Annotated in this window: 23 protein-coding genes, 1 tRNA gene and 1 pseudogene; 14 read left to right on the top strand and 11 right to left on the bottom strand. The window is 74.3% G+C overall.

Features of this window, described 5'->3' with window-relative positions; all coding sequences use genetic code 11:
• The first annotated feature begins 11 nt into the window (after positions 1–11).
• Genes AC1WTP_RS32025 through AC1WTP_RS32005 form a run of 5 tightly spaced genes read left to right on the top strand, consistent with a single transcriptional unit; the run spans position 12 to position 4577 of the window.
• Complete coding sequence (locus tag AC1WTP_RS32025) at positions 12–791, top strand: SigE family RNA polymerase sigma factor (protein WP_481652969.1); 780 nt, start codon at positions 12–14, stop codon at positions 789–791.
• A gap of 56 nt (positions 792–847) precedes the next feature.
• Positions 848–2044: a hypothetical protein gene (locus AC1WTP_RS32020; RefSeq protein WP_481652968.1), complete on the top strand. Its 1197-nt coding sequence runs from the start codon at positions 848–850 to the stop codon at positions 2042–2044.
• 31 nt (positions 2045–2075) lie between these two features.
• Positions 2076–2942 carry a PHP domain-containing protein gene (locus tag AC1WTP_RS32015; protein ID WP_481652967.1) on the top strand — a complete coding sequence of 289 codons (867 nt, stop codon included), beginning with the start codon at positions 2076–2078 and terminating at the stop codon, positions 2940–2942.
• Positions 2943–2982: 40 nt separating this feature from the next.
• Positions 2983–3597 (top strand): MarC family protein, encoded by a 615-nt coding sequence (locus AC1WTP_RS32010; RefSeq protein WP_481652966.1) that lies wholly within the window; start codon positions 2983–2985, stop codon positions 3595–3597.
• A 35-nt stretch (positions 3598–3632) separates the two neighbouring features.
• A complete protein-coding gene (locus AC1WTP_RS32005; protein ID WP_481652978.1) occupies positions 3633–4577 on the top strand; it encodes a RecB family exonuclease in 945 nt (314 codons plus the stop codon).
• A 48-nt stretch (positions 4578–4625) separates the two neighbouring features.
• Here the strand turns inward: AC1WTP_RS32005 and AC1WTP_RS32000 are convergent, their stop codons facing one another.
• Both AC1WTP_RS32000 and AC1WTP_RS31995 read right to left on the bottom strand, forming a co-directional pair.
• A complete protein-coding gene (locus AC1WTP_RS32000; RefSeq protein ID WP_481652965.1) occupies positions 4626–5489 on the bottom strand; it encodes an oxygenase MpaB family protein in 864 nt (287 codons plus the stop codon).
• 54 nt (positions 5490–5543) lie between these two features.
• Positions 5544–5972, bottom strand: a complete 429-nt coding sequence (locus tag AC1WTP_RS31995; RefSeq protein WP_447135057.1) for a Fur family transcriptional regulator — start codon at positions 5970–5972, stop codon at positions 5544–5546.
• A gap of 221 nt (positions 5973–6193) precedes the next feature.
• Between AC1WTP_RS31995 and AC1WTP_RS31990 the strand changes: the two genes are divergently transcribed.
• Positions 6194–6676 carry a DUF2231 domain-containing protein gene (locus tag AC1WTP_RS31990; RefSeq protein WP_447135058.1) on the top strand — a complete coding sequence of 161 codons (483 nt, stop codon included), beginning with the start codon at positions 6194–6196 and terminating at the stop codon, positions 6674–6676.
• A 7-nt stretch (positions 6677–6683) separates the two neighbouring features.
• Here the strand turns inward: AC1WTP_RS31990 and AC1WTP_RS31985 are convergent, their stop codons facing one another.
• Entirely contained in the window at positions 6684–7256 is a 573-nt protein-coding gene (locus AC1WTP_RS31985) for a hypothetical protein (protein ID WP_481652964.1), read from the bottom strand.
• A 108-nt stretch (positions 7257–7364) separates the two neighbouring features.
• Between AC1WTP_RS31985 and AC1WTP_RS31980 the strand changes: the two genes are divergently transcribed.
• Complete coding sequence (locus tag AC1WTP_RS31980) at positions 7365–7538, top strand: hypothetical protein (protein WP_481652963.1); 174 nt, start codon at positions 7365–7367, stop codon at positions 7536–7538.
• A gap of 57 nt (positions 7539–7595) precedes the next feature.
• Here the strand turns inward: AC1WTP_RS31980 and AC1WTP_RS31975 are convergent, their stop codons facing one another.
• From AC1WTP_RS31975 to AC1WTP_RS31965, 3 genes are all read right to left on the bottom strand, one after another.
• Complete coding sequence (locus AC1WTP_RS31975; protein ID WP_481652962.1) at positions 7596–8306, bottom strand: hypothetical protein; 711 nt, start codon at positions 8304–8306, stop codon at positions 7596–7598.
• 327 nt (positions 8307–8633) lie between these two features.
• On the bottom strand, positions 8634–9020 hold the full coding sequence (locus tag AC1WTP_RS31970) for an FmdB family zinc ribbon protein (protein ID WP_481652961.1): 387 nt from the start codon (positions 9018–9020) through the stop codon (positions 8634–8636).
• Between the two features lie 40 nt (positions 9021–9060).
• A complete protein-coding gene (locus AC1WTP_RS31965) occupies positions 9061–9747 on the bottom strand; it encodes a 5-formyltetrahydrofolate cyclo-ligase (protein WP_481652960.1) in 687 nt (228 codons plus the stop codon).
• Positions 9748–9832: 85 nt separating this feature from the next.
• Here AC1WTP_RS31965 and AC1WTP_RS31960 point away from each other — a divergent pair, with 85 nt between their 5' ends.
• The 6 genes from AC1WTP_RS31960 to AC1WTP_RS31935 all read left to right on the top strand — a co-directional run bounded on the left by AC1WTP_RS31960 (position 9833) and on the right by AC1WTP_RS31935 (position 16368).
• Positions 9833–12133, top strand: a complete 2301-nt coding sequence (locus tag AC1WTP_RS31960) for a GGDEF domain-containing protein (protein WP_481652959.1) — start codon at positions 9833–9835, stop codon at positions 12131–12133.
• Between the two features lie 9 nt (positions 12134–12142).
• Positions 12143–13099 carry a UTP--glucose-1-phosphate uridylyltransferase gene (locus tag AC1WTP_RS31955; protein WP_481652958.1) on the top strand — a complete coding sequence of 319 codons (957 nt, stop codon included), beginning with the start codon at positions 12143–12145 and terminating at the stop codon, positions 13097–13099.
• Positions 13096–14409 (top strand): molybdopterin molybdotransferase MoeA, encoded by a 1314-nt coding sequence (locus AC1WTP_RS31950; RefSeq protein ID WP_481652957.1) that lies wholly within the window; start codon positions 13096–13098, stop codon positions 14407–14409. Before AC1WTP_RS31955 ends, AC1WTP_RS31950 begins: the two co-directional genes overlap by 4 nt.
• Before the next feature lie 94 nt (positions 14410–14503).
• Positions 14504–15112 carry a GNAT family N-acetyltransferase gene (locus AC1WTP_RS31945; protein ID WP_481652977.1) on the top strand — a complete coding sequence of 203 codons (609 nt, stop codon included), beginning with the start codon at positions 14504–14506 and terminating at the stop codon, positions 15110–15112.
• A 177-nt stretch (positions 15113–15289) separates the two neighbouring features.
• Positions 15290–16081 (top strand): divisome protein SepX/GlpR, encoded by a 792-nt coding sequence (gene sepX, locus AC1WTP_RS31940; protein WP_481652956.1) that lies wholly within the window; start codon positions 15290–15292, stop codon positions 16079–16081.
• 213 nt (positions 16082–16294) lie between these two features.
• Positions 16295–16368: transfer RNA gene (locus AC1WTP_RS31935), tRNA-Ala, on the top strand.
• A 108-nt stretch (positions 16369–16476) separates the two neighbouring features.
• Here the strand turns inward: AC1WTP_RS31935 and AC1WTP_RS31930 are convergent.
• From AC1WTP_RS31930 to AC1WTP_RS31920, 3 genes and pseudogenes are all read right to left on the bottom strand, one after another.
• Positions 16477–16896, bottom strand: coding sequence for a hypothetical protein (locus tag AC1WTP_RS31930; protein WP_481652955.1), 420 nt, complete (start codon positions 16894–16896; stop codon positions 16477–16479).
• A gap of 91 nt (positions 16897–16987) precedes the next feature.
• Positions 16988–17212 (bottom strand): annotated as a pseudogene (locus tag AC1WTP_RS31925) (replication initiator); the annotation flags it as partial.
• Between the two features lie 301 nt (positions 17213–17513).
• Positions 17514–17894: a VOC family protein gene (locus AC1WTP_RS31920; protein ID WP_073837923.1), complete on the bottom strand. Its 381-nt coding sequence runs from the start codon at positions 17892–17894 to the stop codon at positions 17514–17516.
• Positions 17895–18382: 488 nt separating this feature from the next.
• Between AC1WTP_RS31920 and AC1WTP_RS31915 the strand changes: the two genes are divergently transcribed.
• Positions 18383–18913, top strand: coding sequence for a GNAT family N-acetyltransferase (locus AC1WTP_RS31915; protein ID WP_481652976.1), 531 nt, complete (start codon positions 18383–18385; stop codon positions 18911–18913).
• Between the two features lie 231 nt (positions 18914–19144).
• On the opposite strand, the gene AC1WTP_RS31910 is transcribed toward AC1WTP_RS31915, so the two are convergent.
• Together AC1WTP_RS31910 and AC1WTP_RS31905 are read right to left on the bottom strand one after the other, a co-directional pair.
• Complete coding sequence (locus tag AC1WTP_RS31910; protein ID WP_481652954.1) at positions 19145–19615, bottom strand: GNAT family N-acetyltransferase; 471 nt, start codon at positions 19613–19615, stop codon at positions 19145–19147.
• Between the two features lie 165 nt (positions 19616–19780).
• Positions 19781–21040, bottom strand: coding sequence for an IS256 family transposase (locus tag AC1WTP_RS31905; protein WP_481652953.1), 1260 nt, complete (start codon positions 21038–21040; stop codon positions 19781–19783).
• Between the last annotated feature and the right edge of the window lie 70 nt (positions 21041–21110).

Below are 21110 nucleotides of genomic sequence, written 5' to 3'. Positions count from 1 at the left end.
CGGAGGTGGATGTGGCGAGCAGGGACCCGCTGGAGGAGGAGTTCCGCGACTTCGTCGCGGCCCGGTCCGGCGCCCTGCTGCGCACGGCGTACCTGCTCACCGGGGACTGGGCCACCGCGGAGGACCTGGTCCAGACCGCGCTGACCAAGACGTACCTGGCCTGGAAGCGGCTCGGCGGGATCGAGGCCATCGAGCCGTACGCCCGCCGGGTCATGGTCAACACCTCGACCAGTTGGTGGCGGCGGCGCTGGCACGGTGAGCGCCCCACCGAGGTGCTGCCCGAGCGGGCCGGGGTCGACGAGATCGAGCAGCAGCTCGACCGGGACCTGCTCTGGCGGCACCTGCGCGCCCTCCCCGCCCGGCAGCGGGCGGTGCTGGTGCTGCGCTTCTACGAGGACATGTCCGAGGCGCAGACCGCCGCCCTGCTGGAGATCTCGCCCGGCACGGTGAAGAGCCAGACCTCCCGCGCGCTGAACACCCTGCGCCGCCGGCTCGGCGCCGAGGGGGCACTCGGCCTGCCCGCCGAGCCCGAGCCGACCCCGGCCCCGCGGCGGCCCGCCCCCGCCGGACGCCGTGGCGCCGCCGTCCCCGACGCCCGCCCGGGCACCGCCGCGCCGGCCGGCCCGGGTGCCGGCCGACCGCCCGCGGACGTGGCCCCGCACGCACCCGCCGATACCCCGGCGGAGGCGGCGAGCACCCCGTCGCCGGAGCCGGCGACCGAGGTCGTACCGGTGGCCGTGCCGACCCGGTCCGGAGTGCCGGCGGCCACCGCCGCCGTGGAGGCCCGGTGACCGCCGAGCCGGGTCGCCGTGACAACCGAACGGCCGGCCCGACGCGTCCTCTCCTCGTGCGGCGGGACGAGCTGGAACATGCGGTGCGGGAGAGCCTGACCCGCCAGGTCGCCGTGCCCCGCTCGCTCGCCGCCGACCCGGCCGGGCTGGCGATCCGCCGCGCCGACCGGATCCGCCGCCGCCGCACCGTCGCCGGGCTGGCCCTGGCCACCGTGACCACGGCACTGCTCACCACCGGGATGGCGCAGCTCGGCGAGGAACCCGGGCCGCCCACCAACCCGACCGTGGTGCTCGGTGACCCGTACGCCTCGCCGCTGCCGGAACCGACCCCGGCCGGGACCGCGCCGGTCGGCCCGGACCGCGGCGAGGTGGACCTGATAGTCGGGACCACCCTCGCCGCCGCCGACGGCAGCCGGACGCCGTTGCTCGACGTCGGCCGGGCCGAGCGGGCGCAGCGGCTGCCCGACGGCGGCGGCTGGCTGGTGGTCGGCGCCCCGACCGCGGCCGGCCGGTCCCTCTGGCTGGTGCCGCCCCGGGGCGCGGCGCAGGTGCTGCTGGCCGGCGCGGAGCAGATCACGCTCAGCGACGACGCGCGCCAGGTGGCCTGGCGGGAAGGCGCGGAGCTGGTGGCGGCCGGCATCGTCGGCGGCCAACTCGTCGCCACCGTCCGCGCACCCGCACCGGCCGCGGTGCAGCCGGTGCGGTTCGTCGGCGACAGCGTGCTCGCCCGCCTCGACCCGGACCGGCCCGGACACGCCCTGTGGCGACCGGGCGGCGAAGCGCTCGTCCCCGCCCCGGGGGACACCAGCACGCACGTCTACGGCAGCCTGCCCGACGGCCGGCTGGTCGCCCAGGTGGCCGCCGGCACGCCACGCCGACCCTGTCTCGCCCTGCTCGACCCGGGGCTCACGCCGCTGCGTACCGCCTGCGGGCCGACCCTGGCCACCGACGGACGCGGCGCCGTCTCCGCCGACGGCCGGTGGCTGGTGGTCAACGGGCGGGCCGGGGGCGTGGACACCGCGCTCCTGGTCGACCTGGGCGGGCTCGGCTCCGCGACGGTGACCGCCCTACCGGCCGGGCCGCCGCTGGCCGGGGCGGTCGCCTGGACGCCGGGGCGGACCGCGGTCTACCCCGACGCCAAGGGCGGCCTGGTGCGGGCGACGGTGGACGCGGTGCTCGCCGGCGAGCGGGCCACCCCGGCCCCGGTCCCCGGCGTGCGCTCCGGGGAACGGCCGGTGGTGGTCACCGGGTGACCGGGTCGGCCGGCCCGGGTAGCGTCGGGCGGTGAGTTCCCGCCCGCGGATCGACCTGCACACCCACTCCACCGCCAGCGACGGCACGCTCGGCCCCGCCGAGTTGGTGCGGGCGGCCGCCGACGCCGGGCTGGACGTCGTGGCGCTCACCGACCACGACACCACCGCCGGCTGGGACCCGGCACTGCGGGCGCTGCCGTCCGGGCTCCGCCTGGTCCGCGGCGCCGAACTCTCCTGCCGCTGGTACGACGCCGAGCCGGCGGTGCCACTGCACCTGCTGGCGTACCTCTTCGACCCGGGCTACCCGGCGCTCGCCGCCGAGCTGGCCCGGGTGCGGCTCGCCCGGGAGGTGCGCGCCGAGCGGATCGTGGCGCTGCTGCGGGCCGACGGCGTCGACGTGAGCTGGCCGGAGATCCTCGCCGCCGCGGCCGGCGGCACGGTGGGCCGGCCGCACATCGCCCAGGCGCTGATCCGGGCCGGCCTGGTGGCGAGCACCACGGAGGCGTTCGGGCCGGACTGGCTGGGGGAGCGCTACCGCCTGCCCAAGGAGGACATCGACGTCTTCCAGGCGGTGCGGCTGGTCCGGGCGGCCGGTGGCGTGCCGGTCTTCGCCCACCCGAGGGCCACCCGGCGCGGGCGGATCGTGCCCGACGACCTGATCGCCGAGCTGGCCGCTGCCGGCCTCGCCGGCCTGGAGGCCGACCACGAGGACCACTCGCCCGCCGAGCGGGCGCACGTGCGCGCCCTCGCCGCCGAGCTGGGCCTGCTGGTGACCGGGTCGTCGGATTTCCACGGCACGCACAAGACGGTCCGGCTCGGCGCGTTCAGCACCGACCCCGAGGCGTACGAGCGGATCGTCGCCGAGGCGTCCGGGGTGACCGAGGTCGCTTCCGGCTGATCCGCGTTTCCGCCTCCGGCGCCACGGCTACCTTGATCGCGTGGATGTCAAGCTGTTCGGTGAGGTCTTCGTGACCCTGCTGGTGATCGTCGACCCGCCGGGCATGATGCCCATCTTCCTCGCGCTGACCGGGCCGCTGCCGGCCCGGGACCGCAACCGCGCGGCGTGGCAGGCGGTCGCGCTGGCGCTCGGCGTGATCGTCGTCTTCGCGGTGGCCGGGCAGACCATCCTCGACTACCTGCACGTGGACCTGCCCGCGTTGCAGGCGGCCGGCGGCCTGCTGCTGATCCTGGTCGCGCTGGAGCTGCTGACCGGCAAGACCGACGACCCGAGCCAGCAGACCACCTCGAACATCGCCCTGGTGCCGCTGGGCACGCCGCTGCTGGCCGGACCGGGCGCGATCGTGGCGACCATGCTCTTCGTGCAGCAGGCCGACGGGGCGACGGACTACACCGCCGTGGCCGCCGGGATCGTGGCGGTGATGCTCGCCGTGTGGATCGTGCTCCGGTTCTCCGGCGGCATCGTGAAGATCCTGCGGCCGGGCGGGATCGAGGTGCTCACCCGGATCGCCGGCCTGCTGCTCGCCGCCATCGCGGTGCAGCTCATCGCGGACGCGGTGGCCGCCTTCGTGACCCAGTACACCGCCACGGGCTGACCGCCGTACCGGTTCTGTCGGGGCCGGATGGCAGGATCCGGGGTGTGCGACGAGCCTCTTCAGCCGGACGACCCGCCGCGGGCGGCCGGCCACCCCGACCGCGCGACGCCCAGCCCGAGCAGCTCGGCTTCGACGGCATGCCGGAGCGGCTCTTCGTCTGCACCCCGAGCAAGCTGGGGGCCTACGCCGACTGCCCCCGGCGCTACCGCTACTCCTACGTCGACCGTCCCGCCCCGCCCAAGGGGCCGCCCTGGGCGCACAACTCGCTCGGCGCGAGCGTGCACACGGCCCTGCGCAACTGGTACGCCCTGCCGGCCGACCGGCGCCGGCCGGAGGCGCTGGCCGGCCTGCTCAAGGGCACCTGGGTCCGCGAGGGCTACCGCGACGACGAGCAGGAGCGGTCCGCCTACCGGCGGGCGCTGGGCTGGCTGGAGTCCTACGTGGCGAGTCTCGACCCGGCCGACGAGCCGCTCGGCGTGGAACGGGTGGTCGCGGTGAAGACGGCGGTGCTGGCCCTCAACGGTCGGGCCGACCGGATCGACTCCCGCCCGGGGCCGGACGGCCCGGAGCTGGTCATCGTGGACTACAAGACCGGCCGCACCGGGCTGGACGCCGACGACGCCCGCGGCTCGCAGGCGCTGGCCCTCTACGCGTACGCGGCCGAGCGGGTGTTCCGCCGGCCGTGCCGCCGGGTGGAACTGCACCACCTGCCCACCGGCACCGTCGCCGGGCACGACCACACCGTCGAGTCGCTCGCCCGGCAGGTGTCCCGGGCCGAGGAGACCGCGCGGGACATCATGGCCGCCGAGCGGGCGGTCGCCGACGGCGGCGATCCCGACGCGGCCTTCCCGACCACCCCGGGGCCCCGCTGCGGCTGGTGCGACTACCGGCGCAGCTGCCCGGCGGGCGCACAGACCCCGGGCAAGGAGCCGTGGGCGGCCGTCGAGCGCGCTGCCGACCCGCTCCCCGGCCAGGACTGACCCCGCCCTCCCGACGCCCCGGAGTGGACCGTGGCGGTCGGCTGCCGATCAGCCGGCCACCGGGCTGCCGGTGAGCCGGGCGGCCCGCTCCTTGGCCGCCTGCTGCATCGGCCCCTCCCGGTAGCGGCGGGGCAGCGCGGCCAGGGCGAGGCGCAGCGCCCGCACCGTCAGGTCCGCCGAGAACGCGGTGGTGGGCAGGCCGAGCCCCCCGTACATCCGCCGGGCCCAGGCCGGCAGCAGCGCGAGCGCGGTGCCGGCGATCCCGAGGTACGCCCACCGGGGCGGGCCGAGGTTGAGCCCGACCCGGACCGGCAGGCTGAGCTTCCACGGCAGCGGTGGCGCGGTGAGGAAGAGCGCGGTCTCCGCCGCCTCCCGGGTCATCCGCAGCTCCGGCCGGATCCGTCGGTAGTACTCGGCCACCTCGGCGGCGGTGCCCGGCACGGTCTCCGGGTCGAGGCCGACCAGGGCGGCGGCCCGGCGCTGCTCGGTGTAGTAGCCGTCCACCTCGTCGTCGGTCAGCGGCAGCCCGGCCCGGCGTGCGGTGTCGAGGAACGACTCGACCTCGGTGACGTGCACCCAGCGCAGCAGGACCGGGTCGTCGACGCGGAACTCCTCCCCGGTGGCCGGGTCGGTGGCCCGCAGCCGGGCGTGCAGCCGGCGCAGCCGCAGCCCCGCCGCCTCGGCCTCGGCGGTGGTGCCGTAGATCGTGGTGCCCACGTAGTTGGCGGTGCGGACCAGGCGGCCCCAGGCGTCGGTGCGGTAGTTGCTGTTCTGCGCCACCCCGGCCATCGCCCGCGGGTGCAGCGCCTGGAGGTAGAGCGAGCGCAGGCCGGCGACGAGCAGGATCGGCTCCCCGTGCACCTTCCAGGTGACCGAGCCGGGACCGAACAGGCCGACGTCATCGGAGTCCACCGACCAAGAGTGCCATGCCACCGGGACGGGCCGGAGCCGCGCCGCGGGCGCGGGTCAGTCGTCGGCGGACCGGCGGGCCTGGCAGGTCGGGCAGAGGCCCCAGAAGGTCACTTCCGCCTCGTCCACCTCGAAGCCGTGGGCGACGACCGGGTCGAGGCAGGGCGCGGAGCCGACCGCGCAGTCGACGTCGGCGATCTCGCCGCAGCCCCGGCAGACCACGTGGTGGTGGTTGTCGCCGACCCGGGCCTCGTACCGGGCGGGGCTGCCGGCCGGCTCGATCCGGCGGGACAGGCCGGCCCGGGACAGTGCACCCAGGACGTCGTAGACGGCCTGGGTGGAGACCGAGTCGAGGCGTTCGCGCACCCGCCGGGTGATCTCGTCCACCTCGAGGTGGCCGCCGGCGGCCAGTACGTCGAGCACGGCGAGGCGCGGCCGGGTGACCCGTAGGCCCCTCGACCGGAGCAGCTCCTCGCCACCGGACATGTGCCAATGACAGCACGGCCGGGAGGGACCGACAACCGAGGCCGACCCGAGGTGGCCCCGGCCACAGCCGGTGACCAGCGTTGATCTTTCGAGGAAGATCGTCGCGGGTCCGGTGAACCGGACCCGTCGGGCGCGCGTGTGACCCGGTGAGGAGTCCTGGGCGGGTCGACCGGCGCACTACGCTGGCATCCCGCGACCGCGAACTGCCCCGGAGGTTGTCGATGTTCCTGAAGGTGCTGGGTCTTCCAGTACACACGCTGGTGGTGCACGCGGTCGTGGTCTTCGTGCCCCTGCTGGCGCTGCTCTCGGCCGCGTACGTGGCGCTGCCCCGGTTCCGGCCGCGGCTGGACTGGGCGGTGGCGGTGCTGGCCGTGATCGCGCCGCTCACCGCGTGGGTGGCCGTCCAGTCCGGGGAGGTGCTCACCGACCACCAGGTGGCCCGGGGCTTCCAGGGCGAGATCCTCGACAAGATCTTCGAGCACTCGAAGTACGGCGACCTGCTGTTCCGCTACACCCTGCCGCTCGGCGTGGGCGCTCTGCTGCTGGTGGCGCTGACCAGCGGGCATCCCCGGGTGCCGCGACTGCCGAACTGGGCGGTGCCGGCGCTGTCCGTGGTGGTGGTCGCGCTGGGGGCGGCGTCCCTGGTCTACGTCTACCTGACCGGGCACTCCGGGGCCGACGCCGTCTGGGGCAACACCTTCTGACCCCCGGTCAGAAGAGGACGCGCGAGCAGAGCAGGCAGCACAGCACCACCAGCACCACCCCGGCGACCGCGCCCACGCTCCAGGTGACCCGCTGCGCCCGCTGCTCCGCCGCGTCGAGCCCGACCATGTCCTGCGCCGGCAGCGGCCGGGGCGGTGGCGGTTGCAGGTGCACCGGCGGCCGCCAGCCGGCCGGGGGCGGGACGGTCGGCGGGGGACCGGCGTACCCGGCCGCGGCGGGGGCTGCCGGCCCGGGCGCGGTCCACGCCGGCCCGCCCGGCGTCGTTGGCGGCGCGGCCGGTCCATTCGGCGTCGCCGCCGGCGGGGCCGGTGCCGGTCCGCCCGGCGCGGCCCACGCTGCCTCGCCCGGCGCCGGCGGCGCCGGCGTGCGGGCAGGCTCACCCGGGACGGGCGGGGTGCTGCCCGGTTCACCCTGGGCCGGAGGGGTGCTGCCCGGTTCACCCGGGGCCGGTGGGGTGCGGCTCGGCTCGGCCGGGGCGGCCTGGGTCGGCGATCCCTCCGCGCCGGCGTCGGGTCGTCGCCAGTAGTCGTCCGGGGAGTCGCCGGAGCTGGGGGTCGTCACGCCGTCCGACGCTACCAACGCGCCGGCCCCGTGGCCGGCCGGACGCGGCCGGTCGCGCCGGGCTCGGTGCCGGTCGGTCGGGACGCGGCTGCGTTAGTCTTGCCGCTCGTGAGCACCGAGGACCCCGGGACGGTACGCGGCGACGACGACCGCACGGTCGACCTGAGCGACGACTTCGTGGTGCTGCCCGAGCAGACCGCCGACGACACCGACCGGGGCTGGGGCGAGCGGACCGGCGACGACGACTGGCTGCTCGCCGAGCGCCCGCCGCACTGGGACTGACCCGCCCGGCGGAGGTGCTGGTCATTCGCGTACCACGGCAGGCCGCCCAGGTGCTGGTCAGTCGCGTACCACGACGGCGAAACGGCTGCCCTCCGGCTGGCTGACGGCGCGCCGCGCCTGGTCGGGTGGGAGCGCGAGGTAGAGCGCCGCGCCGGCGTCGAGGGCGTATGCGCCGACCACGTCGAGCACCAGCGCCCGGGAAGCCAGCAGGATCCCCGCCCCGCCGGCCGCCGGCACGGCGAACAGGTCGACCCGGGCTCCCGGGCGCAGTACCGCGAGTACGGCCGGCTCGGCCAGCCGGACCGGCACGCCGACCGCGCCGCTGGGCAGGGGTAGGGACGCCGGCCGCCCGCCCGGGATCGCGCCCTCGTCGCCTCCTGACCCCGGCCCGCCGGGACGGTCTCCGCCTCCGGGCGCCGTCCCGCCGGGCCGCTCCTCGCCCGGTGACGCCGCCCCCGGTAGCCGGCCGGCGCCGCCGGGCCCGGGCCCGGTGGACCCGTCACCGCTTCCGGCCCCCGGCCCGTCCCCGCCCGAGGTAACGGCACCGGCGGCCGGCCCACCGGGTGAGCCGGACGGTAGGCCGGTGGGTGGCGCTGGCCGGGATCCCGGCGCCGCGGGTGGGCAACCGGCCGGGGTGTGCAGGACGGCAGCCGCCAGGCCGAGCAGCACGGCGGCCAGCCCGGCCCGGAGCAGCGTGTGGCGTCGCGGCAGCCGGGGCCGGCGCAGCGGACGTAGCGCGCTCGCCGAGACCGCATCGCCGCTCGCCATGGCCGCCTCCCCCGCCCGGACCGGGTGCCGGTTCGGCACCCGTGGGCAGCAGGTTAGGCGGCGGAACGCCGACCGGCGGGGCCAGCGCGGGCGGCCTGTGGACAACGCGACGGCCTGTGGACAACGCCCACGCGGCGGTCGGTTCTGCTAGGGCCCGGACACCTCACCGAGATCCGCACCTGGTGCGGCAGCTCACGGCGTCCCCGCCGTCGGATGCCACCACCTGCGGCACACCGAGGCGATCAGGCAACCGCGTTGCCGCGGCCTGCGGCACCCGGAGTGATCAGGCAGCCGCGCCGGCGGTTGGCCCGCGCCGTCGCCGGTCGGTCAGGACGAGGCGGCGGTGCTGGCGGCCGGGGCCTTGCTGGTCGACCCGCCGCTGGACGAACCGGACGAACCGGACGAGCCGTTCGACGCCGACGTGCTCGAACCGTTCGACGAGCCGGAGTCGCCCGAGGAGGACGAGTCGCTCTTCGCCGGCTTGCTGGCGCCGTTGCCGGCCGTGTCCGACCCGGACGAGCGGGAGTCGGTGCGGTAGAAGCCGGAGCCCTTGAAGACGATGCCGACCGAGTTGAAGACCTTCCGCAGCCGCCCCTCACACGCCGGGCACTCGGTCAGCGGCTCGTCGGAGAAGGACTGCACCGCCTCGAGCTGGTGGCCGCACGCGGTGCAGGCGTACTGGTACGTGGGCACGTTCTCCTCCGGATCTGGCACGGCCGGTTGGCACTCGACGTATTCGAGTGCCAATGGTGCGTCATGCCCCCCGGGTTCGTCCAGCGGAAGTGTGGGGCGCGACACCTGGCGCGATGCCTGACGCGGCGTCCAGCGTACGCAGGCCGCCGGCGGGGGTGACCACCGCGCGTACCGGCCGGTCGTGCGGCTCGGCGGGGACCGCCTCGACCAGCTCGCCGTCGTGCAGCGGCACCACGGTCAGCGCGGTCGCCGGCACCCGGGCCAGCGCCCGGTCGTACGAGCCGCCGCCCCGGCCCAGCCGCAGCCCCCGATGGTCCACCGCCAGCGCGGGCACCACCACCAGCTCCGCCCCGGCCACCGCCGTCACGCCCAGTCGCGGCCCGGCCGGCTCCCGCATCCCCCGCCCCGCCGCGACGAGCGCGTCCGGGCCGGTCCAGGCCGCCCAGTCCAGGTCCAGGTCCGCCCGCAGCACCGGCAGCAGCAACTCACCCCCGGACGGCAGCGCCGCGGCGAGCACCGCGGGCAGCTCCGGCCCGCCCGGCTCGCTCCCCACCGGCACGTACGCGGTCATCCGGCGCGGGCGCAGCCGACGTACCAGGGAGACCAGCTCGGCCTGGACGCGCGCCGCGGCGGCGGCCCGCTGCGGCCCGGTCAGCGCCCGGCGGTGGGCGAGCAGCGCGGTCCGGGCGTCCCGCTTGGCCACATGTGCCACATCGGCCGCTTCCGCTCCATCAGAAAAATCCGCCACGCAACACTCCTGACGCAACGCCTGTCACCTGGTCGCTCTGTGTCAGCATCGCAGCATCTTCAGGCGGAACTTCCGGGGGGACCGAGTGACGCTACGCGGGCGGTTGACCGCAGCCTTCCTGGCGGTGGTGCTCGGCCCGGTCCTGCTCGGGGCGTTCTTCGTCGCCTCGACGGTGGCGTCCGTCGACCGCAGCCGCTCCACCGAGCGTCTCGCCGTGGCGGCGGCGACCGTGCGTACCGCGGTCGACGCCCTCTGCCAGCAGCTGCGGGCCGCGGCCGACGCGGTCGCCCTCACCCCCGACCACGCCGGCGCCGCCGGCCAGGTGGTCAGCCGCGGCCTCGCCGCCGCGGTGCGGGTCACCGACGTGGCCGGCCGGGTCACCTACGCGACGCCGGGCGCCCCGTCGGCCCCCTGGCGGGACTGCGCGGGCGCGGGCCCGGTGTTCGGGCCGGTCTCGGCCCTCGCCGTCCGGGTGGAGCTGCGCGACCCGGCCGGCGCCGGGCTGGGCGCGGTCGCCGCCGCGCAGCCGGTGGACCCGGCCTTCGTGGCCCGGCTGGCCGCGGTGACCGGCGTGGCGGTCACCCTGCTCGACGGGGCCGCGGCGCCCGCCCGGGTCGCCCACACCACCGAGGCCACCGGGGTACGCGACGCCGTGCTGGCCGCCGCCGGCACGGTCGACGGCGAGCGGGTCACCGAGACCGCCGAGGGCCGGTACGTCCGCCGGGTCGGCCCGGCCGCCGGGCAGCCGCTGCCGCTGGTGCTCTCGGTGCCCAGCGACCAGCCGCCCGGCCTGCACGTCGCGCTGGTCGGCGCGGTGCTGCTGGCCGCCCTGCTGGCGGTGGCCGCCGCCTGGCGGCTGGCCCGGGTGACCACCCGGCCGTTGGTGGAGCTGGCCGGCGCGGTGGACCGGGTCGCCGGCGGCGACCTCGGCACCCGGGTCCCGGTGCGCAGCCGCGACGAGATCGGCCGGCTGGCCGGCGCGTTCAACCGGATGACCCGGGAGACCGGCAGCTACGTGGCGGCGCTGACCAGCAGCCGGGACCAGCTGCGCGGGCACCTGTCGGTGCTCGGCGACACCCTGGCCAGCACCCACGACCTGCAACGCATCCTGCGGGTGATCCTGCACAGCGCGATCGCGGCGACCGGCGCCCGGGCCGGCGCCGTGCTGCTGCTGGACTCCGGCGATGTGCTCGTCGCGCAGTGCACCGAGGGGCTGGACGGACGCTGGCCGGCGGACGACCCGCCCGGTTCGGCGCCGCTGCGGGTGCCGGTGGGCACCGGAGTGGTCGGCACGGTCGCGGCGACCGGCGAGCCCCGGCGCGGCCGGGTCGAGCCCTCCGCCGTCCCGATGGGGGAGCCGCGCTGCCAGACGTACATCGCGGTGCCGTTCGCGGCCCCCGGCGCCGCACCGGCCGAGCCGGCCGGACGCGGCGCGGAGACCGCCGCCCGCCCCGGCGACCCGGCCGGGCGCCCGGGCGGCGAGCCGGCGCCCGCGACCGGCGCGCTCGGCGTGCTGGCCCTCTACGACCGGGTGGGCGCGGACGAGTTCGACGACGACGACCTGAGCACCCTGCGCACCTTCGCCGGCCACGCGGCGGTGGCGGTGGACAACGTGCGGGTGCACGAGGAGGCGCAGCGGCTCTCCCTCACCGACCCGCTCACCGGGCTGTGGAACTACCGCTACCTGCGGGAGTCGATGCGCCGGGAGGTGGAGCGGGCCAGCCGGTTCGGCCGGATGCTCAGCGTCCTCGCCCTCGACCTCGACCGCTTCAAGCAGGTCAACGACACGTACGGGCACCCGGCCGGGGACACCGTGCTGGCCGAGTTCGCCCGCCGGGTGCGCGGCGAGATCCGCGAGGTGGACCTCGCCTTCCGGCAGGGCGGCGAGGAGTTCGTGGTGCTGCTGCCGGAGACCGACGCGCGCGGGGCGGCGATCGTGGCGGAACGGCTCGGCGCGGCGATCCGCGGCACCCCGATCGCCGTGCACGGGCACGGCGGCACCCCGGTGTCCATCGGGGTCACCGTCTCGATCGGCATCGCCGTCTACCCCGACCACGCCAGCACCGGGCAGCAGGTGCTGGACGCCGCCGACGACGCCCTCTACGCGGCCAAGGACGCCGGCCGGGACACCTGGCGGATCGCCGCCGCGCGCAGCGCGCCGCCGGTGCGGGAGATCCCGGTCCCGGCGGCGGCGGTCAGCCCGCCGGACGGGTTTCCCCGGGCCGGCGCCGGCCCGCTGCCGGCCCAGTCTGCCGTCGAGCCGGCGCCCGGGGAGCCCGAGCCGTGCGCCGCCGCCCCGGACGCCGGGGCGGCCGCCGGCCGGACCGGACCGGCCGGCGGCGCGTCTTCCGGGCCACACCCGCCAAGGCAGACCCGTGGCCGATAGTCTCGCGACATGTCGGAGCACTCAGCGAAGCCCTCCACGGCGACCGCCGCAACCGGTCGCTCCCGCGCGGTCAAGGCCGTCATCCCGGCCGCCGGTCTGGCCACCCGGTTCCTGCCGGCCACCAAGGCGGTGCCCAAGGAGCTGCTGCCGGTGGTCGACCGGCCGGTGCTGCAGTACATCGTCGAGGAGGCCACCCAGGCGGGCATCAACGACGTCCTGCTGATCACCGGTCGGGGCAAGACGTCGATGGTGGACCACTTCGACCGCCGGCCCGACCTGGAGGCCCGGCTGGAGAAGAAGCCGGACATCCTGGCCGCGGTGCAGCGCCCCAGCGAGCTGGCCGAGATCTACACCGTCCGGCAGCCCGAGCAGCTCGGCCTCGGCCACGCCGTCGGGTACGCCGAGTCGCACGTCGGCGACCAGCCCTTCGCGGTGCTGCTCGGCGACGAGTTCGTCAAGCTCGACCAGCCGCTGCTGCCGGCCATGCTGGAGCTGCAGGCCCGCACCGGCGGCGTGGTGCTGGCCTTCTTCGAGGTCGACCCGGCCGAGACCAGCCGGTACGGGATCGCCTCGGTCGCGCCCGCCGAGGCGGAGCTGACCGACATCGGCGAGGTCGTGAAGGTCACCGGCATGGTGGAGAAGCCCAAGCCGGAGGACGCGCCGAGCAACCTCGCGGTGCTCGGCCGCTACGTGCTCCCCGGCGCGATCTTCGACGCGATCCGGCGTACCGAGCCCGGCAGCGGCGGCGAGATCCAGCTGACCGACGCGATGGAGATCCTGCGCAACGAGGGCGTCCCGGTGCACGCGATCGTCTACCGGGGCACCCGCTACGACACCGGCATGCCGCTGGGCTACCTGCAGACGGTGGTACAGATCGCCGCCGAGCGGGAGGACCTCGGCGCCGAGTTCCGCAAGTGGCTGGTCGAGTTCGTCAACGCCGACACGGCGGGCGGATCTGGTACATGACAGCGACGGCCGACGCCGAGGCGGCCGCCAACGAGTTGACGCCGCTCGCCGACTACCTGGGCAGTGTGCTGCGCAGGTTGCGCGCGCTGCCTCCGCTCGACCTCGACCTCACCCAGGCGCACGGCAACGTCCTCGCCGAGGACGTGGTCGCGCCACACGCCTTCCCGGCCTTCGACCAGGCGGCCGTGGACGGCTACGCGGCCCGCTGGGAGGACATCGCCGGGGGTGGCCGGGGCGGCGGCTACGTACCCGTCCAGGCCGGGTCGCCGGGCGGGCGGAACGTGCGGCTCAACGTGGTCGGCGACCTCGGCGCGGCCAGCTGGCGGCCGGTCCGGCTCACCCCGGGCTCGTGCTTCTCGGTCGCCGCCGGGGCGCCGCTGCCCATCGCGGCCGACGTGGTGGTCCCGGTGGAGTGGACCGACCAGGGCATGGCCGCCGTCGAGATCTTCCGCGTCCCCAAGCGGGGGTACGGGGTGCGCCGGGCCGGTGAGGAACTGCCGGCCGGCACCCTGCTCGCCCGGGCCGGCACCTACGTCTCGCCCGCCCTGGTCGCGGTCTTCGCCGCCACCGGCATCGGGCACGTGGTGGTCCGGCCCAGCCCCCGGGTGGTCATCGTGGCCACCGGCGACGAACTGGTCGACGTCGGCCGGGGCAGCCAGCCCGGTCAGGTGGTGGACGCCAACTCGCACGCGCTGACCGCCGCCGCGGCCGAGGCGGGCGCGCTGGCGTACCGGGTGGGCATCTGCGACGACGACCCGGAGGGGCTGCGCGGGCTGCTGGAGGACCAGACCCTGCGCGCCGACCTGATCATCACCACCGGCGGCACCGGCACCGGGCCGGGCGACATGGTCCGCCGGATCCTGTCCCGCCGGGACGGCGGCCGGGCCGGGCCGGTCACCTTCACCGAGGTGGCGCTCTATCCCGGCACCGCGCTCGGCTTCGGCACCGTGGGCGCCGAGGAGGTCCCGGTGGTCTGCCTGCCCGGCGATCCGGGCGCGGCCCTGATCGGCTTCGAGGTGCTGGCCCGCCCGGCGATCAACCTGCTGGCCGGTGCGGAGCCGGTGTTCCGGCCCAGCGTCCGCGCGCACCTGCTGGAGACCATCTCCTCCCCGGCCGGGCTGCGCGAGTTCCGGCCCGCGCACGTCGCCGAGCGGCGCGGCGGCGGCTACACCGTGCAGCCGCTCAGCGGCGGGCCGTTCACCCTCTCCGGGCTGGCCGAGGCGAACGGGCTGATGGTGCTCGGTGAACGGGTCACCACGGCGGCCGCCGGCTCCACCGTGGACGTGCTGTTACTGGATCGACGTCGGTGAGCGCGCGGCGTGGCCTTCCGAGGCCCGCGCCCGCGGGCGTAGGGTCCGCCCGGTGAGTCTCTTCAACCCCGCACGGGCGCCCGGCTGGCCGGCCGTGCTGGTCGACGGTCCGGTGCTGCTGCGGCCGTACCGGCGCTCGGACGCGGCCGCCTGGTCGGAGGTGCGCCGGGCCAACCAGGCCTGGCTGGCGCCCTGGGAGTCGTCGCTGCCCGGCGGCTGGGACGAGCTGAACTCGCCGGCCGCGTTCCGCTGGGTGTACCGGGACCAGCGGCGCTCGGCGCGCACCGGCGAGGGGATGCCGTTCGCGGTCTGCCTGCGCGAGGGCGGGCGGGAACGGCTGGTCGGCCACCTCAACGTGGGCAGCATCGTCCGCCGGGCGTTCTGCTCCGGCTACGTCGGCTACTGGGTGGACTCCAGGGTGGCCGGTCGCGGGATCATCCCGACCGCGCTGGCGCTCGCCGTCGACCACGCGTTCGGCTCCGGTGGACTGCACCGGGTGGAGGTGAACATCCGGCCGGAGAACGGGCCGTCGCGCCGGGTGGTGGAGAAGCTGGGCTTCCGCGAGGAGGCGTACCACGTGCGCTACATGCACATCGACGGGGCCTGGCGCGACCACATCGGATACGCGATGACCGGCGAGGAGATCGCCGCCGAGGGCGGGCTGCTGGCCCGCTGGCACCGGATCCGTGCCGCCGCCGGGTGAGTCGTCCCACGCACGGGATCGGCGCGGCGCGTCAGCATCGGGGCAGGTGGCCCGTAACCTCAAGTAACTGCAAGCTATGGCAAGCGCTGCCCGCCCGTACGATCCACGCACCCGAGCCCGATCGGCGGAAGATCCTGCGGTCGGCCAGTGGTTGCTCCGAACTCGGTGACGGGAGGGGTGAGGGTGCCGACGTCGGTGCTCCTCGCCGTCCTCGCCGCCGCCGGCCTGCTCGCCCTCGCTCCGGCGCTGGTCCGCCGGTACGACGCCACCGAGCGGCTGGTGGCGGAGCGGGCGCAGTCGACGGCGCGGGTGCTCCAGCGCCGCCGGCGGCGCCGTACTGTCCCGGGCCGGCGACCGGTCAACCCGTCCCGCAGTCTCGTCGTCACCCTCAGTGAGAATGCTGCCACGGGAGGGCTCAGCGCCCCGGTCTCCGGGCCGCCGGCGCCCCGCCGGTCCAACCGGCTGCGCGCCGTCCCGCCCGCGCCGAACCGGGCCCGCCGCCGGCCGCCGCCGCGCCGGCAGCACACCCCGGCCGTCTACCGGCGCCGCCGGGTGCTCGCCGCGCTGCTGCTGCTCAACTTCGTCGAGCTGATCGGCGTGATCGTGGTCAGCCCCGGCTTCTGGATCAGCTTCTCGGTGACGGCCGCCCTGCTGGTCGCGTACGTCGTCCACCTGCGCAGCCGGGCGGTGGCGGACCGCCGGCGGCGGCGGGCGCGGGCCCGGGAGGCGGCCTGGCTGGCCGCCCGGCAGGCCGAGGTGCGGCGGGAGCAGGCCCGCCGGGCGGCGGCCCGCCGGGAGGCGCAGCGCCGGCTCGCGGCCCAGCGCGAGGTGGTACGCCGCGCCGCGATGGGACTGGACCGCCCGGCCGACCTGCCGGCGGCGGCCAACGGCGGCTCGGTCTCCTACCGCCGGGCCGGCGGCCTGCGCGGCCGCCCCTACCAGTCCGGCCGCGGCTCCCACCCCGCCTGACCGATTCGTCCCGGTCTGGGGCCGCCGGTGCCGTCGCATAGTTGGCGATGTTGGGGTGTTCCGGGGCTGGGGATGCCCCCACATCGGCGAACCGGAGTCGATCAAGGGCGCGGCGCGCCGGGGGCGATTCGCGGTGGGGGTCGGCGACCTGTTAGCCTTGTCGCCGGCCCGCCCGGTGTCAGCCGGGTGGGACCTCGCCGGTCCGCCGGCGGAGGGGCTGTGGCGCAGACCGGTAGCGCACCTCGTTCGCATCGAGGGGGTCAGGGGTTCAAATCCCCTCAGCTCCACCCAGTTCAAAGGCCGTTTCCGCCAGTCGGAGACGGCCTTTTCTGATCTTGTACAGCAGCGAAGTACAGCAGTTGTCGACCGTCGGGGCGGATGAGGGCTGCCGCGAGCTACTCCGGCAGCGGTGTGGGGTGCATCGTGAGGTAGATCAGCCCCTGTTCCTCGTGAACCGTGCAGCTCAGTTCGTAGGGGTCCGCAGCGCCGATGCGGAAGATGAGGGTGACCCGATCCTGCACGAACCTCTCTCTGCCGGTGGGCTCGCCGAAGACGCCGGTGATCTCTTGCTGGTCCAGCCCGGCCCGTAGAGGGAGCCGGAGCGCGTCGATCATGCTCTGGATCGTTGATTCGGGCAGGGCGACGAGGTCGATCGCTACCGAACGCGTTACCTCGGGAGCCGACTCAGGACGAAGCCACTCCGTGAAGCCCGACGCCTCTCCGACCCAGCAACGGTCCAAGTACTCCCAGCCGTGAAGCTGCTCTAGGCGCTCCGCCGCTATGAAGTCGGCGAGGCGAACGACCGAAGGCGTCATGCGGGATCCCCAACGGCTCCACTCCGACACCCCTTGAGTTGATCGAGAGCTGCGACAGTACAGCAACTCACAGGAACTGCTCGCCGAGTCGGGTGAGGGCCGTGTGGCGGGCACGGCAGGGAGCCGGGCGGCAGTCGCAGCGCTGCCGGGTGGCGCAGGTGTGACGCGGGATGTACCGGTGGTGGACCGCACCAAAGGACGGGGCGGTGAAGGTGGCGAAGACGACCGGGTGCCGGCCGACCGATTCGGGGACGCCCTTGCCGCCGGTCAGGCCGCAGCGGACAACTTGGTAGGCGTCACCCTGATAGACCCAGGCGGCGCCATCCCACCGCCGAAGACCCGGGGCGAGCCGAGCAGACCGCCGTCGGGGCCGCCAGCGTCCGTCCGTGTGTCAAGGCCGTCTTGACGTGGCGGCCCCGACGGCGGCCCGCTCCCACAAGGGCGGGTCGACGGCGACGGGATGGCGAGGTTCCGCTGGCTGGGTCAATGCCTCACTAACACGCATGCGACACGGGGCGGGTCGAGCGTCCACCCGGCCCCCCAGCTATTGATGGGGTCGCCGGATCTTGTCGGCGGCTGCGGGGTGGCGGCTGCGTCGATCGTTTGGGCGAGGGCCGTCAGAGTGGGTCGAGGCGGCGCTTGAGCAGGCAGAACTCGTTGCCTTCTGGATCGGCGAGGACGTGCCAGGACGCATCCGCAGGCTGACCGATGTCGACGAGTTTGGCCCCGGCGGCCAGGAGGCGCTCGAGCTCGGCGTCCTGATCGCGGTCGGTGGGGTTGACGTCGATGTGCAGCCGGGCATGCCCGTTCTTCGGCTCGTCGTTGCGGATGAGGAAGATCGTCGGCTGCGGGCCGCCGAACCCTTCGCGCGGGCCTATCTCGATGTAGACCCCCTCTTCGCGATCGAGCACTATGAAGTCCAGGACCTCGCACCAGAACCGTGCCAGCACCTCGGGGTCGCGGCACTTGAGCACGAGCTCACCGATACGGCATGCCATTGACGAAACCTACTCTCAGCATGGGAACTGCCGGGGCGGCCGCACGCGGATCTCATGGGCTCCCTGCAGTGCGAACAAGCTCGCGATCGTACCGGGCGAGGCGAGCGGGGCTGGACGAGGGCGCCCGTCGGGCTGAGCCCTGACGGTCGTCAGTCAGCAGGAAGTCAGCGAGACGCGCGACAACAGCCGTCAACCGTTGGTACGGGACAGCAAAGTCCCGGACGACAACACCAGTCGTCGGCATTGATCAGCAAGCATCAACTGTGTGGAGCCGCCTTTGCAGGGCAGTGTCCGGCGACGCGGCGACGATGGCTGTCGACAGCAACGGCGACAGCAACCGCGCTGGACGAGAGTGTCCGTCGCAGCCGGGTGCGGATTGTCGTCCGAGGTTGCGGACGTGGCCGGGCGCTGTCGGACGACCTGCACAGCCCACGCTTCCGGTCCAGCCTGGCGAGGAAGGGGACATGCCCGCCTGGGACGATGGGCGGGTGCAGATCACCCGGCTCATTACGTCGGAGGATGCGCCGGCCTTGGCCGAGTTGCTCCGCGTCAACCGTGAGTTTCTCGCGCCGTGGGACCCAATCCGGAGTGAGGACTACTTCACCGCACACGGCCAGCACGCCGTCATCGAAGCCGATCTCCGGCAGCACGAGCAGGGATCGAAGCTGCCCCACGTCGTCCTCGACGACTCCGGTCGGGTGATCGGCCGTATCACACTCAACGGCATTGTGCGCGGCCCCTTCCAGTCATGCGCCATGGGCTACTGGGTAAGCGCCAGCCACAATGGCCGAGGGTTCGCGAAGAAGGCGGTGCGCGAGATCGTGCGGGTCGCCTTCGAGGAGTTGGGGCTGCATCGGGTGCAGGCAGAGACCCTGCTGCACAACGTCAGATCGCGACGGGTGCTGGAACGCAACGGGTTCGTGCAGTTCGGCATGGCGCCGGAGTACCTCAACATCGCCGGCCGGTGGCAGGATCACGCCATGTACCAGGTGGTGAACCCGTCTTGGGCAACCGGCTGACCATCACCGCCCGTAACACAGCACGTTGAAGCCGCGTCAGTGCTCAAGGCGGCTGGGTGCTCGCTGACACTAATCGCGCCAGCCCTCGGCGAGTGTCACGCGGGTACTGATATCGATCTGTCACGCAGGTCCCGAGACCGGACACGTTGGTTCTGAGTGTCTAGTCCCAACACATGCTTTACACATCTGTCCAGGACATCCTTGACAGATTGCCTAGACAACTGACGGCGGTCACTCCTCATCGGCGGCCCCGTCGTCGAGCCTGAGCACCACGAACTCGAGGTCGCCATCGTGGTCGACGCCTACCCGCCGGAAGCCACAGCGCTCAAGGAGCCGCACCGAGGCGGTGTTGCCCACGAACGGCTCGGCGTAGAGGGGTCGGATCTGCTCCCGCTGCAGGAACTGTCGCAGCGCCGCGGTCCCGACGCCGCGGCCCCAGAACCGCTGCCCGAACCAGTAGCCGACGAAGCGTCTGCCGTCCTGCCACCACGCGACGATGTTGCCGGCGACCTCTCCATCGACCGTGACGGTCTGGGCGTGCCCGGTGGGGTTGCCGAGCACCTTCGTCCGCCAGTGCGTCAGGAAGCGCTCCCGATCGCGCGCAGGAAACCGTGCTCGCCGCACGGCCTCCTCCTCACGTTGTTGCTCGAAGAACACCTCAAGGTCCGCATCGTCGACATCGCGCAGCTGCACATCGGTCATGTGGAGAGTCTGCCCGGACCCACCGACAGCGCCGGCGATCTGGAGGACGACCGCCGCCGCTCCACAACGGACACCTCGACCAGCAACAACCCGGCCTCCCACCACGCGACGACCGCAAAACGTCACGAGAGGGACTATCTCGCTAACGGTGTTTCCGGCGGTCCTCTAGTAGGTCTCAGCGGCCGGGAAGCGGTCGCTGAAGGTGATGGCGAAGGCGTTCAACGCGGGTTTCCAGCGCATCGTCCATCGGGTCCTGCCGGTCCCGGTCGGGTCCAGGGACCGGGTCACGAGATACAGGCACTTTAGCGCCGCCTGCTCGTTGGGGAAGTGGCCGCGGGCTTTGACTGCCCGCCGGTAGCGGGCGTTGAGGGACTCGATCGCGTTGGTCGAGCAGATCACCCGCCGGATCTCCACGTCGTAGTCGAGGAACGGGATGAACTCGGCCCAGGCGTTGTCCCACAACCGGATGACCGCCGGATACCGTCCACCACACTTGTCGGCCAGGTCGTCGAACGCCGCCCGGGCCGCGGTGGTGTTCACTGCGGTGTAGATCGGCTTGATGTCGCGTTTCAGCTCGTCCCAGTACCTGCGGGAGGTCAGTCGGAACGTGTTGCGGATCAAGTGGATCACGCAGGTTTGCACGACGGTCTGGGGCCACACGTTGGTGACCACCTCCGGCAGGCCCTTCAGGCCGTCGCAGACCAGGAAGAACACGTCCTTGACTCCGCGGTTGCGCAGGTCGGTCAGCACGCTCATCCAGAACTTGGCGCCTTCACCGCCACTGCCGGCCCACAAGCCGAGGATGTCCTTGTCCCCGTCGAGGGTGACTCCGATCGCGGCGTAGAACGGCCGGTTGGCGACCTGCCCGTCTCTGACCTTGACCACGATGGCGTCGATGAATACCGCGGCGTAGATCTCGTCCAAGGGCCGGTGTGACCAGTCGGTCATCTCCTCGATGACCTTGTCGGTGATCCGGGAGATCGTCTCCTTCGACACCGACGCCCCGTAAATCTCGGCGAAGTGCGCCGAGATCTCCCCGGTCGTCAGCCCTTTGGCATACAGCGACAACACGACCTCGTCGACCCCGGACAACCGGCGCTGCCGCTTGCGCACGATCTGCGGCTCGAACGTTCCAGCTCGATCACGCGGCACGTCGATCTCGACATGACCAGCCGCCTCGGTCAGCACCGTCTTGGACCGGGTGCCGTTGCGGATGTTGCTCGACCCCACGCCGGCCGGATCGTTCTTCTCATAGCCCAGGTGCTCGGTCATCTCCTCGTTCAGCGCGGTCTCGAGCACCGTCTTGGTCAACTGCTTGAGCAGCCCGTCCGGGCCGGTCAGCGACAAGCCCTGTTCCTTGGCCAGCCGGACAAGTTCGGCCGCGGCCTGCTCCTCCGCCGACGGCTCCGGCTTTCTCTTTGTCAAGCCCCGGGTTTGATGGAGAGTTGGTTAGCTGGTTTTCAGGGGTGCGGTGACCGGGTGGGTCATCGCGTGT

This window comes from Micromonospora sp. R311 (genome assembly GCF_056780015.1).
This window is presented reverse-complemented; position numbering and strand designations above follow the sequence as displayed.